The organism is Pseudomonas sp. P4_B4, assembly GCF_056402255.1.
Genome location: NZ_JBFUHS010000007.1, coordinates 37895 through 52379, shown reverse-complemented (window position 1 = coordinate 52379; position 14485 = coordinate 37895). Strand labels below are relative to the sequence as shown.

14 protein-coding genes and 1 tRNA gene are annotated in these 14485 nt (G+C 60.9%); 2 read left to right on the top strand and 13 right to left on the bottom strand.

Annotated elements, in window-relative coordinates; genetic code table 11:
- Positions 1 to 109: 109 nt before the first annotated feature.
- Positions 110 to 1387 carry a 4-aminobutyrate--2-oxoglutarate transaminase gene (gene gabT, locus AC1DVE_RS10485; protein ID WP_223457262.1) on the bottom strand — a complete coding sequence of 426 codons (1278 nt, stop codon included), beginning with the start codon at positions 1385 to 1387 and terminating at the stop codon, positions 110 to 112.
- A gap of 184 nt (positions 1388 to 1571) precedes the next feature.
- Positions 1572 to 3014: an NADP-dependent succinate-semialdehyde dehydrogenase gene (gabD, locus tag AC1DVE_RS10480; RefSeq protein ID WP_046040713.1), complete on the bottom strand. Its 1443-nt coding sequence runs from the start codon at positions 3012 to 3014 to the stop codon at positions 1572 to 1574.
- A gap of 349 nt (positions 3015 to 3363) precedes the next feature.
- On the opposite strand from gabD, the gene AC1DVE_RS10475 reads away from it, so the two are divergent.
- Positions 3364 to 3440: transfer RNA gene (locus AC1DVE_RS10475), tRNA-Arg, on the top strand.
- A 71-nt stretch (positions 3441 to 3511) separates the two neighbouring features.
- Here the strand turns inward: AC1DVE_RS10475 and AC1DVE_RS10470 are convergent.
- From AC1DVE_RS10470 to AC1DVE_RS10455, 4 genes are all read right to left on the bottom strand, one after another.
- Positions 3512 to 3820: a type II toxin-antitoxin system RelE/ParE family toxin gene (locus tag AC1DVE_RS10470; protein WP_223457260.1), complete on the bottom strand. Its 309-nt coding sequence runs from the start codon at positions 3818 to 3820 to the stop codon at positions 3512 to 3514.
- Complete coding sequence (locus AC1DVE_RS10465; protein ID WP_223457258.1) at positions 3817 to 4116, bottom strand: type II toxin-antitoxin system prevent-host-death family antitoxin; 300 nt, start codon at positions 4114 to 4116, stop codon at positions 3817 to 3819. Before AC1DVE_RS10465 ends, AC1DVE_RS10470 begins: the two co-directional genes overlap by 4 nt.
- A gap of 117 nt (positions 4117 to 4233) precedes the next feature.
- Complete coding sequence (locus AC1DVE_RS10460; RefSeq protein ID WP_223457256.1) at positions 4234 to 4503, bottom strand: hypothetical protein; 270 nt, start codon at positions 4501 to 4503, stop codon at positions 4234 to 4236.
- Positions 4504 to 4559: 56 nt separating this feature from the next.
- Positions 4560 to 5120 (bottom strand): YbhB/YbcL family Raf kinase inhibitor-like protein, encoded by a 561-nt coding sequence (locus AC1DVE_RS10455; protein ID WP_223533355.1) that lies wholly within the window; start codon positions 5118 to 5120, stop codon positions 4560 to 4562.
- A 140-nt stretch (positions 5121 to 5260) separates the two neighbouring features.
- Here AC1DVE_RS10455 and AC1DVE_RS10450 point away from each other — a divergent pair, with 140 nt between their 5' ends.
- Positions 5261 to 6790, top strand: coding sequence for an FAD-dependent oxidoreductase (locus AC1DVE_RS10450; RefSeq protein WP_223457252.1), 1530 nt, complete (start codon positions 5261 to 5263; stop codon positions 6788 to 6790).
- Positions 6791 to 6862: 72 nt separating this feature from the next.
- On the opposite strand, the gene AC1DVE_RS10445 is transcribed toward AC1DVE_RS10450, so the two are convergent.
- The 7 genes from AC1DVE_RS10445 to AC1DVE_RS10415 all read right to left on the bottom strand — a co-directional run bounded on the left by AC1DVE_RS10445 (position 6863) and on the right by AC1DVE_RS10415 (position 14412).
- Positions 6863 to 8368, bottom strand: a complete 1506-nt coding sequence (locus tag AC1DVE_RS10445) for a YdgA family protein (protein ID WP_223457250.1) — start codon at positions 8366 to 8368, stop codon at positions 6863 to 6865.
- Positions 8369 to 8651: 283 nt separating this feature from the next.
- A complete protein-coding gene (locus AC1DVE_RS10440) occupies positions 8652 to 9287 on the bottom strand; it encodes a hypothetical protein (RefSeq protein WP_008049928.1) in 636 nt (211 codons plus the stop codon).
- Between the two features lie 92 nt (positions 9288 to 9379).
- On the bottom strand, positions 9380 to 10828 hold the full coding sequence (locus tag AC1DVE_RS10435) for an efflux transporter outer membrane subunit (protein WP_223461322.1): 1449 nt from the start codon (positions 10826 to 10828) through the stop codon (positions 9380 to 9382).
- Complete coding sequence (locus AC1DVE_RS10430; RefSeq protein ID WP_223461324.1) at positions 10825 to 11712, bottom strand: efflux RND transporter periplasmic adaptor subunit; 888 nt, start codon at positions 11710 to 11712, stop codon at positions 10825 to 10827. The genes AC1DVE_RS10435 and AC1DVE_RS10430 overlap by 4 nt, the downstream gene beginning before the upstream one ends.
- A complete protein-coding gene (locus AC1DVE_RS10425; RefSeq protein WP_007987399.1) occupies positions 11709 to 11918 on the bottom strand; it encodes a DUF1656 domain-containing protein in 210 nt (69 codons plus the stop codon). Before AC1DVE_RS10425 ends, AC1DVE_RS10430 begins: the two co-directional genes overlap by 4 nt.
- Complete coding sequence (locus AC1DVE_RS10420; RefSeq protein ID WP_223461326.1) at positions 11915 to 13987, bottom strand: FUSC family protein; 2073 nt, start codon at positions 13985 to 13987, stop codon at positions 11915 to 11917. Before AC1DVE_RS10420 ends, AC1DVE_RS10425 begins: the two co-directional genes overlap by 4 nt.
- Entirely contained in the window at positions 13984 to 14412 is a 429-nt protein-coding gene (locus AC1DVE_RS10415) for a MarR family winged helix-turn-helix transcriptional regulator (RefSeq protein ID WP_046040691.1), read from the bottom strand. The genes AC1DVE_RS10420 and AC1DVE_RS10415 overlap by 4 nt, the downstream gene beginning before the upstream one ends.
- Positions 14413 to 14485 lie beyond the last annotated feature (73 nt).

Genomic DNA, 14485 nt, shown 5'->3' with positions numbered 1-14485 from the left:
TTAGCCAATGCTGGCCATTCGATACAGCGCTAATGCGCGGGATGTGTTTCCAGGGACATGAAAAAACCCGCCGAAGCGGGTTTTTTGTGGATCAGGTCACACTGGGTGATCAGAGCTCGGAGAAGCACTCTTCGATGATCGCCAGGCCTTTGTCCAGTTGCTCGTCCGGCGAGGTCAGCGGTACCAGGACGCGCAGAACGTTGCCGTAGGTGCCGCAGGACAGCAGGATCAGACCCTTGTCGCGAGCCTTGGCCACAACGGACGCCACGGCTGCGGCGTTCGGCTTGTGGCTGTCGCCGTTTTCGAACAGCTCGACAGCGATCATTGCGCCCAGGGCACGGACTTCACCGATCACCGGGTACTTGGCCTGGATGGCCTTCAGGCCGGTTACCAGACGCTCGCCAACAGCCTTGCAGCGATCCAGCAGGTGCTCTTCTTCGAACACTTCCATCACGGCCAGGGCCGCGGCGCAAGCGATCGGGCTACCGGCGTAGGTTCCGCCCAGGCCGCCTGGAGCGATGGCGTCCATGTATTCGGCCTTGCCGCACACACCGGCCAGCGGGAAGCCGCCAGCGATGGATTTGGCGAAGGTGGTCAGGTCGGCAGCAACGCCCATCTGTTCCATGGCGAAGAAAGTACCGGTACGGCCAGCGCCAGTCTGTACTTCGTCAGCGATCAGCAGGATGCCGTGCTGGTCGCACAGGGCACGCAGACGCTTCATGAATTCTTTCGGAGCGACGTAGAAACCACCTTCGCCCTGAACCGGCTCGATGATGATCGCAGCGATGTCTTTCGGCTCGGCGTCGTTCTTGAAGATGCGTTCGATGGAAGCGATCGAATCGTCGATGCTCACACCGTGCAGTTCGTTCGGGTACAGCGCGCGGAAGATGCCGCCTGGCATCAGACCCATGCCGGCCGAGTAAGGCACGACTTTACCGGTCAGGCCCAGGGTCATCATGGTGCGACCGTGGTAGGCGCCGGTGAACGCGATCACGCCGGCACGGCCAGTGGCGGCACGGGCGATCTTGATGGAGTTTTCCACGGCTTCGGAGCCGGTGGTCACCAGCAGGGTTTTTTTGTCGAAATCACCTGGGACCTTGGCGTTGATTTTTTCGCACACTTCCACGTACGGCTCGTAGGCCAGAACCTGGAAGCAGGTGTGGGTCAGCTTGTTCAGCTGCTCGGTCACGGCGGCGATGATTTTCGGGTGCACGTGGCCGGTGTTCAGTACGGCGATACCGCCGGCAAAGTCGATGAACTCACGACCTTCAACGTCGGTTACGGTCGCGTTCTTCGCGGATTCGGCGAAGATCGGGTGAATCTGGCCAACACCACGTGGAACAGCAGCGGTACGGCGGGCCATCAAAGAAGCGTTAGTCTTGCTCATACATTCCTCATTCACCGCTCATCGGGCGGCGTGGTTCAAGGATAAAGCGACGGGGAGCAACGGCGGCAGCATGCGATGATCGACTGCCACAGCGTTCCCGGCCACCGAGAAAATTCCGGTTTGAAGCGGCGCAAAGGGACAGCGCTCTCGTGCCCTTTGCGCTTGAAGCAATGCCGTGCCGGGCTTAGATGCCCAGGCAGAGGTATTTGATTTCCAGGTAATCTTCGATGCCGTACTTGGAGCCTTCACGGCCCAAGCCCGAGGCCTTGATACCGCCGAACGGCGCGACTTCGTTGGAGATCAACCCGGTGTTGACGCCGACCATGCCGTATTCCAGGGCTTCCGCCACACGGAATACGCGACCCAGGTCGCGGGCATAGAAGTACGAGGCCAGACCGAACTCGGTGTCGTTGGACATCGCGATCACATCGGCTTCGTCTTTGAAGCGGAACAGTGGAGCCAATGGACCGAAGGTTTCTTCCTTGGCCACGGCAGCGTTATTCGGCACGTTGGTCAGAATGGTCGGCTCGAAGAAGTTACCTTCCATCGACTTGCCGCCAGACAGCACGGTGGCGCCTTTGGAAACGGCGTCGGCAATGTGCTCTTGCACCTTGGCTACGGCTTTTTCGTCGATCAGCGGGCCAGTGGTGGTGCCTGCTTCCAGACCGTTACCGATCTTGAGCTTGGCCACAGCCACTTTCAGCTTCTCGGCGAACGCGTCGTAGACCGAATCCTGAATGTACAGGCGGTTGGCGCAGACGCAGGTCTGACCGTTGTTGCGATACTTGGAAATGATCGCGCCTTCGACGGCCTTATCCAGGTCCGCGTCGTCGAACACGATGAACGGCGCGTTGCCGCCCAGTTCCAGGGACACTTTCTTGATGTCCTTGGCGCATTCCGACATCAGTTGACGACCGATTTCGGTCGAACCGGTGAAGGACAGCTTGCGCACGATCGGGTTGCTGGTCAGCTCGCTGCCGATGTCGCCGGCGCTGCCGGAAACAACGCTGAACACGCCAGCCGGGATGCCGGCACGCTGGGCCAGTTCGGCCAGGGCGAAGGCGGAGAAAGGGGTTTGCGAAGCAGGCTTGAGCACCATGGTGCAACCGGCGGCCAGGGCCGGGCCGGCTTTACGGGTGATCATTGCAGCCGGGAAGTTCCACGGGGTGATTGCAGCGGTCACGCCGATTGGCTGCTTGATCACGATCAGGCGCTTGTCTGGCTGGTGGCCCGGAATCACGTCACCGTAGATGCGCTTGGCTTCTTCGGCGAACCACTCGATGAAGGAAGCGGCGTAAACGATTTCGCCCTTGGCTTCGGCCAATGGCTTGCCTTGCTCCAGAGTCATCAGGCGAGCCAGGTCTTCCTGGTTCTCGATGATCAGCTCGAACCAGCGACGCAGCTTGGTCGCACGCTCTTTGGCGGTCAGTGCACGCCAGGCCGGCAGCGCTTTGTCAGCGGCTTCGATTGCACGGCGGGTTTCGGCAGCGCCCATTTTCGGCACGGTGCCCAGAATTTCGCCCGTTGCCGGGTTGTTGACCTTGATCGTCTGACCATTGTCCGCATCAACCCACGCGCCATCGATGAAGGCTTGCTGGCGGAACAACTGGGTGTCTTTAAGCTGCATGTCGGCTTTCCTTAACAGCACCGCAACGAATGCGGAGCAAATTATGATTGTAGAAAGGCGCCTCGATAGGCTGCCGTCAGGGAAATCATTCACCGGGCTGAAGCACATAAATAGCGCACTGATTCAAATCGTGCGGTTCAGCACCCAGACAAGAGCGTTTGAAATCTCAAACGAATCCTAGGATCAAAGGGGGTAAAGGACAATAGCCTGTTCGAAAAAAAGAACGAAAACGACGCTTTTGCCTATTTTTTCTGATCAACGTAGCAAACGCGCGTTACAGCTTTATAAAAACGCAGGCGATTCAGCAGCATGGACGCCCGCAGCGCATATGCGTATTATGGCGCCCGCTGCACCAGTAGCTCAGCTGGATAGAGTACTGCCCTCCGAAGGCAGGGGTCGTGGGTTCGAATCCCGCCTGGTGCACCATACTTTGTAGCGAGAAAGCCTCAGGCCTTATGGGTCTGGGGCTTTTTTGTGGGTGTTTGAAGGCTTGGCGCCTAATGGTCAATGCTGTTTTTTTCAAACAGCCGGGCGATGTCTCTCGCACTATGCAGTACACGTTCGACCTTGATCTCGTCGCCCACCAGACAGTAGAAAACCAGATATCGGCCATGGGCAAGCATTCGCAATCCCTTGGCGCAATCGTCTCTTGGAACACCCAAATTCGGTTGATCGATCAATCGTGTGCACTGCGTGCGTAGCTCACGCACAAACGTCCGGGCTCGTTCAGGGTTGTCTCGGGCGATAAAACGAGCGACTTGCAGCAGATCGTCCCGTGCCAATGCAGAGAAAAGCAATTGCCTCATGGACGGCTTTGCTCGGCTGCTACCTCATCAATCAGCGCATCAAGCTCGGCAAACACGGTATCGGCAGCAATGGCCGGACGCGGATCGTTGCGGCTGGCCGCAATGGCTTCACGAAGTTCGGCAGCCTGCAGCCGATCCAGCAGCTGTTGATAGGCCGCGTGCGGTAAAAGATAGGCGGCAGGGCGATTGTGGTTGAGCACGGCAACAGGCTCGGAACCCGCTTGCTCGATTACAGTGCTCGGGCTGCGCTTGAGCTCCGTGATACTGACCGAACGGCTTGCAAGTAGCTGCTCCATGACGGCTCCAAAGGTACGAAAAAAAGTACCTTATAGTGTTCCATTCCCTGCATGAGGGTCAACGAGTCTCCGACCGGTGCTGTCCCGGCCCACAAAAAAACCGCCGAAGCGGTTTTTTCATTCTGTCGTCCAGTCGAACTCGTCGTACTCATCATCGTCCTCGTCGTCCTCGAAAAACTCCTCTTCAAGGTCGTCGTCTTCAACAATGTCTTCTTCCGGCTGATTCAGCAGAAAATCCTTGCGACTCTCGGTAATTGCTCGCCGCAGTTCCTCGCCCTTTTGTGGGCAGTTGAGCATTTGGGCGATGCGGTCGATTTTTTTTGCCACGGCATCCTCCAACGCATCGGCTATAGCCTGATAGTGCGCGCTTTCGGGGGTGGATGCCAAATCCCCGGAATGCCGCGCACGTCAGTTTCCTGCAAATCCGCTGGGGTGATCAGCCTTTAGCGGTGATAGCGCCGTACCACACTGCTGTTTCTCAGGACGTGGCCTTTGATTTTTTCCAGCAGCTGCGCACGGGTCAGGCCGGCGGGCAAGGCTTCCGGGGGCAGGTCCAGGGCGTAGATCTGGATGATGTAGTGGTGCGCGCTGTCGCCAACGGGCGGGCAAGGGCCGATGTAGCCGGTGGTTGCCTTGCTGTTGGTACCGCCGACGCCCTCGAGGCCGGGTTTGCTCCCGGCGCCGGCAGGAATCTGGTGGGTGCCGGCCTTGATGCCGTAATGCACCCAGTTATCGACGCCCTGGCCTTTCTGGCCGTCAGGGTCGTGCATGACGATGGCGTAGCTTTGGGTGGCTGCCGGGCCGGCGTTCCAGTTCAATGCCGGGGAAATGTTATGTCCGCCACAGCCCGCGGAATCGCCGGCGGCGGCGGACGTGAACAGACGGTCATCGGAGACACCCGGAATGTTCAGGGTGAAGCGCTCCTGGGCCTGCGCCGGAAACTGCACGCAAAGGGCGACTGCCAAGGCCGCGAGCCAAGGGTTCATTGAGGTCAATCGGGGCATACCGGAGCACCTTGTGCGTGTTGGGCCGTCGTCGGCGTGCAAACTATAGCCGGACCGTTCACGCCGTGGCAGGGGGGAATTGGCTGAACCTCGCGATAAGCACCAGACTCATAAGTGAAACGTCTGTCTGGAGAGCAATCATGACTCTGCATCGTGTTGCGCGTGTCGCCAATGTGCCCGAAGACCGGGGTCTGGAAGTGCAGGTCCAGGACAGCAAGATTCTGCTGTTGCGGACCGGTGAACAACTGCGCGCTTATCAGGCCGAATGCCCGCATGCCGGAGCCCCGCTGGCGGACGGGGCGATATGCCATGGGCGCCTGACCTGTCCGTGGCACAAGGCGCAGTTTCGGATCGAGGATGGCGGGCTGTGTGAACCGCCAGCCCTGGACAGCCTCAAGCGCTATCCCCTCGAAGTCCGCGACGGCGACATCTGGGTCGGCGACCAGCCGATGCCGGGTGCCCACCCGCCACCGGCCGACGATCCACGAATTTTCATCATTGTCGGCGCTGGCGCAGCAGGCACGGCGGCGGCAGCGGCGTTGCGCGAGAAAGGTTTCGGCGGCCGGTTACTGTTGATCGACCGCGAAGCCGATGCCGGATACGACCGCACCGCGCTGAGCAAATACGTGATCGCCGGGGAGATGCCGCTGGACGAAGTCCCGCCCCTGCGCGACGAGGATTTTTACCGCGAGCAGCGGATCGAGCGCCTGCGAGGCGAAGTGGCAAGCCTGGATGCGCCAAACCGGACGTTGCAACTGACTGACGGCCAATCACTGACATACGACGCCGCGCTGCTGGCCACCGGCGGCGTGCCCAACCCGCTGACGCTGCCCGGCGCCGACCTGCCGCAAGTGTTCGTCTTACGCTCCAAAGCCCATGCGCAACAGATTCTGGACAGCGCCAGCGCCGGCCAGCGGGTGGTGATCATCGGCGACAGTTTCATTGCCATGGAGTCCGCCTCGTCCCTGCGCCAGCTTGGCCTGAATGTGACCGTGCTGGCCCGCCACGACGTGCCGTTTGCCAAACAGTTCGGTGACACGGTCGGCAAGGCCATTCGCGCACGACATGAAGCCAATGGCGTCGTTTTTCATACCCAGGGCAATGCGGTACAGATCGAAGGGACGGACAAGGTCGAAGCCGTGCGCCTGGACAACGGCCAACGCTTGCCGGCCGATCTGGTGCTGGTCGGCATCGGCGTCACGCCAGCCACTGCTGCCTTCACCGGGCTGCCGAAAGAGCGGGATCACTCGCTGCGTGTCGACGGCGCAATGCGCGTGGCCGACGGCCTTTGGGCGGCTGGCGATATCGCCACGTTCCCGCTGAACAACCAACACCTGCGCATCGAACACTGGCGACTGGCCCAACAGCAGGCGCGGATCGCTGCGGCCAATATGCTGGGCGGTGACGAGCATTATCTCGATGTGCCGTTTTTCTGGACCTGGCATTTCGGTAAAACCTACGAATACCTCGGGCACGCCGAGGCCTGGGACGAAGTCGAGTTCAAGGGCGACCCTTACGATCCGCCCTTCATCGGCCTGTTCGGAAAAAGCGGCGTGGTGTCAGCAGCGGTAGCCTGCGAGATGGACCGGGCCATGGCGATGCTCGCCGAGCGGATGAAACAATCGTTGCCCTGGGAAGAGGCATGGCGCCTGATCCGTGACGTTCCCTAGGGATGCCGGACAGCAAAACGCCCGGCGCCTGCGCGATGCAGAGGCCGGGCGTTGCAGAGTTAACAGCCGCCGTTATTCGGTGGCACCAGCATCTGCGAACTTGCTCATCACAAAACCGGCAAACTCTTCGACGGTCATTTTCTGGCCGTTGAAGTCCACCTGATTGTTGGCGTAATGCAAGTTGGTGACGATGTTATTGCCGTCCAGTTTTGCCAGTTGGCTGCCGACTGCCATGCTGCTGAACATGTCTGCGGTGGCGGTGGCCTGGTCGGCAATCAGCTTGGCATCGGTCTGACCGGCGATTTGCGATTGCACGGTAAGCACATCGACCAGCATGGCTTTGGACACTTGCAGCTTGAAGTCGAGCAGCGCGATCAGCTGCCTGACCAACTGATCGGTCGGCAGATCGATGGCTTGTGGCTTGGTCAGGTCGAGCACCATATTGGCGCGGCTCTCACCGTTAGCGGTGTTGAACGACAGGTTTTCCAGGGCCACCTGCGGACCAGCCGCCAGCAGTTTTTCCAGGCTGGACTTGAGCAGTGCTTCTTCGGCTTCGGTCAGTTTCAGCTCCGGCGCCGGCAGCCCGGCCGCCGTCGCTTCCGCTGCCGCCCTTTCATATGGCTGCAGTTTGCTCTGGTAAACCTGCATCAACGACAGGGTGGCTGGAATGTCGAGGTTCTTCAGGCTCATGGCCAGCGCACCGGAACCAATGGCCTTGCCGTTCAGGGACACTTCGCCGACCTTGTAATCGGCACGTCCGGAGGCGTTGCTGCCCTTTTCTTCGGTCAGGTTTTTCATCTCGAATTTCTTGAAGTCCAGCACCGACTGCTTGACGCCGAAGGTCGATTTGCCACTGGCCAGCTCAAGAACGTTTTCGCCGGTGTAGAAACCGTAGGTACTTTTTGTCAGGTTGCTGGCCAGGGTCAGGCCGCTCAATTCAACCTGCACCGGTGCCTGGTCCTCGGAAACGGTGGTCACCTTCAGGCTGTCCATGTAGCCGTTGGCCTTGACCTTCTGCGCCTGGGCACTGGCGTCGACGTCGATGCTCAAGCCGGAGAACTTCATGCTCGACTTGTCATCCAGGGCCATTTCCAGCGGCTGCAACTCGAAGGTGGCATTGGTAGCGTTGTCATAGCCGATATTGACCACGCCGGTCAGCGGGGACTTGTCCTTGGCGGCGGCGAACCACTTCTCGGTGGACGGGGTCTTTTCCAGTTCGTAGTGACTGGTCGCCAAGACCGGCAGCCACTTGAGCGACATCAGCCGCGAGAACGGCAACGGGCCGTGTTCGATGTGATCGACAAACAGCAATTCGACCGGCGTTTCGCCGAACATTTCACCTTCGCCCTTGAGGCGATAGTGTGCGGTGCTGCTGAATACATGACGTTCCAGCGACACCAGTTCCAGCGACGCGGTGCCGTTGGAGCCGACCATCGCCGCCTGCAATTCCTTGTTGGCATTGGCAATCGAGGTGTTCAACACACCTTCGATTTTGCTGCCGGTGAACCAGGCTCCGCCTGCGCTGATGACACCGATTGCAACAACAATCCCCAGTAGCACGCCTGCTGATTTATTCATGTATGCCCCGTTCATGTCCGTTGTTAAAAGTGAGGTCGTCTTCCCTGAACCCATGACGGGTTGCGGCTCGACTGCGCTGAAAGTGAAATGCAGATTAGCACCGGGCGCGACGAACGGCTCAATGATTAAGGGTGAAAGAGTGTCTTTGGGGGGGGCTCACTGGGGCTGGGGATTCTTTGCGCCTATACAATCGCCTTCGCGGGCAAGCCCGCTCCCACATTGGAATACTTACTCCTGTGGGAGCGGACTTGCTCGCGAAGGCGTCTGTCCYGCCAACACAGAATCAGGAATACTGAACCTCGATCTCATCCAGTTGATGATCAAAGCTTTTGAGCCGCGCAGTCCAGGTGTACACCAGCACTTCGAAGTCGCGGTTGATCACCGCCCCGCCAGTCACTTCCGCGCGCGGATCGCAGACGTCCAGTTGATAGCGTTCGCGGGCCATGGCCGTGGCGACATCGGCCAGTTCCCGGGCATTGCTGAGCCAGTGCCGACCGTCGTCTGCCACTTGCCGGTCCAGCGCCAGGCATTGTTTTTTCAGGCTCTCGAGGCTTTTTTCCAGCGGCGTGCCGGTCAATTCGCCCATGACTTCCTGAAAGGTGCGCCCCGGTTGCCAGTAACTGCCCCAGAAATAGCGGTCGAACACCGTTTCGACACGACGCAGCGCCACCTTGGTGTCCCAGATCAGGACCAGGGTCTTGCCTTGTTCGAGTTGTCTTTTTTTGATGCGTTGATTCTGGACCGAGGCCCAGGCCACCACCGCAATGGACATCACGGCAATCAGCGCGGCGGCACTGTCGAGGAACGCCAGAGCCTTGTCGATCTGGTGGGCCAGCATGATGCCGTAGAAATAGGTGGCCGACAGCAGCACCAACGCCACGATGGCGCACCAGAAGCCGAGAGCGTAAGGGTTTTTCATTATTGGTTCCCCCTGACCTGCGCGAGCCTTGTGCGAAGAAAGGGCGCTTTGCACGGGGCGACCCTCCAACACTACAAAGCATAGCAACGGCCTCAGGGTTTGCCGGAGTTCGACGCTTGCGTTCGTCCGCTTTCCCAACCGCCGCCCAAGGCGAGGAACAAATCGATCTGGCTTGCGGCAACCTGGGTGTTCGCAGCGGCCAGTTGCGCCGTCACGTCGATGTAGGTGCGGGTGGCTTGCAGGTCGGCCAGGAACGAGTCGCGGCCGGCCTGGAAGAAGCGGTGGGTCTGGTCGGCCGCCAGTTTTGCCGATTGCTCGGCATCGGCCAGTGCATCGCGGCGCTGCAGCAATGCCGTGTACTGGGCGAGGCCGGTCTGGGTCTCGCGAATGGCGTTGAGCACCACCCCGTCGAAATGCGCCAGGGTCGCCTGGGTCACCGCTTCGGCTTCGCGGATGCGCGCCCGGGCGCCGTTGGTCGGCACGTTCCAGGTCAGCGACGGACCGAATCCCCAGCGGTTGGTAGACGGGTCGCCGAGATCGTCCAGGATACCGACGGTACCGATGGTCGCGCCGATGCTGATGTTCGGGTACAGCTCGCCCGTGGCGACGCCAATACCGGCCGTCGAGGCCGCCAGCCGACGCTCGGCCTGCCGCACATCGGGACGACGCTTGAGCAACGCGGCGCCATCGCCCACCGGAATCAATTGCGCGATTTCCGGCAGCTCGTCGCAGGTGGCGGTGCCGGCCGGCAGTTGGTCCACCGGCTTGGCCAGCAACATCGACAAGCGATACAGCCCGGCCTGACGTGCGGCTTCATAGCGCGGCATGTCGGCGCGCAGGGATTTGAATTGGGTTTGCGAGCGGGTGACCTGGGTTTCATCGCCACGTCCGGCATCGCGCAGGCGCTGGATCAGCGTGGTGCTCTGGGCTTGCAGGTCGAGGGAATGCTGGGCGATTTCCCGTTCTTCATTGGCCGCGCACACTTGGGTGTAGGCGCGAACCACATCGGCCACCACGGTGATGCGTGCAGTATCGGCGGCGGCCTGCGTCGCATCGGCATTGGCCTTGGCCGCTTCGATACCGCGTTGCAAGGTGCCGAACAGGTCGAACTGGTACGACGCGCTAATGCCAATATCGCCGATGTTGGCCACCGGCACTTTTTCCGGCAGCAGGAAGGCCTGGCCGGACTCCTGCAAGCGCTGGGCGCCCATCTGTACGCCGCCGCTCCAGCCGCCCGCCGCTTCCGCCTCGTCGACCTGAGCGCGAGAGCGGGACAGACTGGCCGCCGCCACGCGCAAATCGGTGTTGGAGGCCATGGCCTGCTGCACCAATTGGTCGAGTCGTGGATCCTTGTACAGGCGCCACCAATCGGCCGGCACCGGTGCGGAAACCACCGTTTTACCGTCGACCGCCAGATCGCCCTGGAAGTCTGGACGATGGACAGCCGCCGCTTCAGGCAAATGATAATCCGGCCCGACCATCTGACACGCCGACAGCAGCAAGCCTAACCCGGCGACCGCCAAACCCGAGGCCTTGCTCATTGCGCCAGCTCCCGCTTTTGATCGTCGATGATCGATACCGTGGCGGTGCGCCCGGCGATCATGCGGAAATCTTCCGGCACGTCATCGAAGGCGATGCGCACTGGAATCCGCTGGGCCAGCCGCACCCAGCTGAACGCCGGGTTGACGTTGGGCAGCAGGTTGTTGCCACTGGTGCGGTCGCGGTCTTCGATACCGGCGACGATGCTCTCCACATGCCCGCGCAGGCGCGCATTGTCGCCGATCACCCGGATGTCGACGCTTTGCCCGATATGGATGCCGTTCAGTTTGGTTTCTTCGAAATAACCATCGATATGGAACGAGTTGCTGTCGACCACCGACAACACCGGACGCCCGGCGCTGACGAACTCCTGGGCCCGTGGCGCGCGGTCGTTGACGTAGCCGTCCACCGGGCTGCGGATCACCGAGCGGTCGAGGTTGAGCTGCGCGCTGTCCACCGCCACCTGGGCTTCCATCAAGGCCACTTGGGCGCGGGCCACTTTCGACTGGCTTTCTTCCAGTTGTTCACCCGGCACCAGGTTGCCCAGGCCCTTGTTCCGCTTGGCCTCGCGCTGGGCTTGGGCCAGGGTTTCTTCGCGGTCGGCGACTGCCGCTTTCGCCTGGCGCAGGGCCAGCTTGAAGCGGTCCGGATCGATGCTGAACAGCACCTGGCCGCGCTTGACCAACTGGTTGTCGCGCACCTCCACTTGCTGGATCAGCCCGGAGACATCCGGCGCAATTTGCACGATGTCGGCACGGATGTGCCCGTCGCGGGTCCAGGGCGCGAACATGTAATACATCACCATGCGCCAGACCACGACAACGGCGAAGCTCACGATCAACAGGGTCAACACCACGCGACCCAGGGTTAGAAACGGTTTTTTCATGTCATCAGGTATCGACTGAGTGAGTCCACGGCGCCAAGCAGCAAGGCGTAGAGGGCCACGTTGAACAATGCCCGGTGCCAGACCAGACGGTAAAAGTGCAGGCGCGTCAGCACCCCGTGCACCAACAGGTACAACACATACGTAATGCCCATCAGCACCAGCAGCGTGGGCAGGAACACCCCGCTCAGATCCAGGTCACCGATCATAGAGGTGCTCCATCAATGCCATGGGGAAGCGGTTCTTCGGGCTCGGCGGAACCGACGAATTCGACGCCGGGCAACAGTGCCAGACGCAGGCCGCTCAGGGCGTGCAGCAGATGCCGACGGGTTTCATCATCGCTGGCACCGCTGAGGGCGCGACGCGTGCGGTCGAGGGTCATCAGCAACGGGCTCGGTGCCTGCAAGCGTTCACCGGCCTTGAGGCAGGCCTTGAAGTACTCGCCAACCTCGGCCACTACCTGACGCAGCAGTACCTGCGGCACACCGAGGACCCGCGGGGTATAAGCGAGCAGGTCCAACAGATTCAGCGCCACCCGCACTTCCCGCAGCGCCACGCCGGAGTCCTGGCCGGTCATGGCCAGGCGCGGCAGATGCTGCATCAGCCGATCGAGCATCCGTATGCCCAGAAGCCGATGCTCAGACAACGTGGCCGGCTCGGAGAGGCTGACGATGTCACGCCAGCTGAAACGGGTCAGGCGCTTGGCTGCCAGTTCGGCACCGAACGGCCGGGCGATCAGGGTCCAGATGAACGCGAACAGCAACCCCATGGGGCCGGCCAGGTTGGAGTTGGCAAAACTGAGGAAATCCGCGTCGTAAGCGCCCTGAATACTGATGAAGGACGAGGTGTTGACCAGGGTCAGCAGCATGCCCAGGTAAAACTGCGGCTTGACGGTCAGGGTGCCGACGCAAATGAACGGCACGGCAAACGCCAGCACCAGCATCGGAAAGTCATGCAGGTTGGGCAGCACCAGAAACAGATAAAGGCTGGCGAACACCACCGACATCGCCGTCCAGAAAAAGAACCGGTAAATCTGCGGCGCCGGGTCGTCCATCGAGGCAAAGAAACTGCACGCCACCGCCGCCAGGATCACTGCGCTGCCGCCATCGGTCCAGCCGAGCAGAATCCACAATACCGAGGCGACAATGATTGCCGTAACGGTCGACGCGGCGGAATAAAACATCAGGCCACGATCCAGGAACGGGGACAGCCGTCCCAACCGCCAGTGCCGATACACCGCGCGCCAGCTATCCTGGCTTTCGCACTGGATGGCGTATTGCAGGCTGCGGCAGTCCTGCCATAAATCGATCCACTCGCCGAGACGGTAAATGGCGTTGGAGAACAGCAGTTGCTTGCGGTCATCCAGCGCTTCGGGAGCAGGTTGCAGGGCCTCAAGTTGATCCTTCAGGGCTTGCCAGCGGTCGAGATCGGCATCCTTGTGCTCGAGCCATTCGGTGGTGGCGGCCAGCAAGGGTGCGAACTTGTCCACAAGCTCGGGGGTGCGCCGTTCCAGGGCGTAAAGCGCGTCGTCGAGGGCATCGATCACTGGCAACAGGTGAATCATCCGTCCGCGCAATTCCTTGGTATTGCGCACTGTCTGCGGACGCGAGCCTTCGTGGGGCAACTGACCGATCATCAACTCCAGGGAGTTGAACGTGGCGACCATCGATGCCCGCAACGCGCTGACTTCTTCAGGCTGCACGTTGCGGCTGAGGAAGCGCAGGCTGTAGGTCGATGCATCGGCAAACCACTTGCTCACCGAATCATTGAACACCGGCGCCAGGCGCCGGGGCCAGAACATGGCACCGACCACCGCCGCCACGGCGATGCCGAGAAAGATTTCTTCGGTCCGCGCTTCGGCGACGTCCCACACCCCCAGCGGGTTGTTCACCACCGGCAGGGCGATCAACGGCAAGGTGTAACCGGCGAGCATCAAGGCGTAGTTGTTGGCCGTGCGCAAATGCAGGGACAGAAACAACAGCGTCCCGGTCCACAGCGCAATCACCACCACCAGCACGTAAGGGCTCTGCACGAACATTGGCACGAACAAAACCGCCGCCGCAGCGCCGATAAAGGTGCCGATCGCCCGGTACAACGCCTTGGAACTGGTAGGGCCGAGAAACGGACTGGAAACGATGTACACCGTGGCCATCGCCCAGTACGGACGCGGCATTTGCATGAGCAGGGCGATGTACAGCGCGATCATCGATGCGGCGAAGGTTCGGACTCCGTAGAACCAGTCCCGCGCCGGGGGCATGCCAGAGAAGAATCCGTTCAAGAGTTGGCCACCGATGGCGGCGTGGCCGCTTCAAAAGCTCTCAGTACCCGCAGCGTAGCCTCCAGATCACTCTGGTCAATGCCTTCAAGGACTTCGTGGCGCAAGCGCACCAGCTCCACTTCGACCGCCTGCACCAGCTCCCGACCGGTTTCGGTCAGGCTCAGGCATTTGGCGCGGCGGTCCTGTGCATCTTCGGTGCGGCAGACGTAGCCGCCATGGCACAACTGATCGAGCAGTCGCACCAGCGACGGGCTCTCCATCCCTGCTGCCTGGGCCACCGTCACCTGGCGCACACCCTCGCCCAGACGCCCGATCATCAACAGCGGAACGGCGCAGGCTTCGGAGATTCCATAGTTGGCCAGCGTAGTCTGGCAGATTTTGCGCCAATGCCTGGCGGCCACCACCATGGCACTGCTGATGTTCATCTGGAGAACGTCGAGGTTATTCGGCACGAGGGAAAACACACACTGTTAGCTTGCTAACTATCAATATTGCATT

Coding starts and splice junctions, on each gene's coding strand:
- gabD (WP_046040713.1), bottom strand. CDS start 3,014: ATGCAGCTTAAAGACACCCAGTTGTTCCGCCAGCAAGCCTTCATCGAT.
- AC1DVE_RS10465 (WP_223457258.1), bottom strand. CDS start 4,116: ATGGAGCAGCTACTTGCAAGCCGTTCGGTCAGTATCACGGAGCTCAAG.
- gabT (WP_223457262.1), bottom strand. CDS start 1,387: ATGAGCAAGACTAACGCTTCTTTGATGGCCCGCCGTACCGCTGCTGTT.
- AC1DVE_RS10430 (WP_223461324.1), bottom strand. CDS start 11,712: ATGAAAAAACCGTTTCTAACCCTGGGTCGCGTGGTGTTGACCCTGTTG.
- AC1DVE_RS10425 (WP_007987399.1), bottom strand. CDS start 11,918: ATGATCGGTGACCTGGATCTGAGCGGGGTGTTCCTGCCCACGCTGCTG.
- AC1DVE_RS10450 (WP_223457252.1), top strand. CDS start 5,261: ATGACTCTGCATCGTGTTGCGCGTGTCGCCAATGTGCCCGAAGACCGG.
- AC1DVE_RS10445 (WP_223457250.1), bottom strand. CDS start 8,368: ATGAATAAATCAGCAGGCGTGCTACTGGGGATTGTTGTTGCAATCGGT.
- AC1DVE_RS10455 (WP_223533355.1), bottom strand. CDS start 5,120: ATGCCCCGATTGACCTCAATGAACCCTTGGCTCGCGGCCTTGGCAGTC.
- AC1DVE_RS10470 (WP_223457260.1), bottom strand. CDS start 3,820: ATGAGGCAATTGCTTTTCTCTGCATTGGCACGGGACGATCTGCTGCAA.
- AC1DVE_RS10415 (WP_046040691.1), bottom strand. CDS start 14,412: ATGAACATCAGCAGTGCCATGGTGGTGGCCGCCAGGCATTGGCGCAAA.
- AC1DVE_RS10440 (WP_008049928.1), bottom strand. CDS start 9,287: ATGAAAAACCCTTACGCTCTCGGCTTCTGGTGCGCCATCGTGGCGTTG.
- AC1DVE_RS10435 (WP_223461322.1), bottom strand. CDS start 10,828: ATGAGCAAGGCCTCGGGTTTGGCGGTCGCCGGGTTAGGCTTGCTGCTG.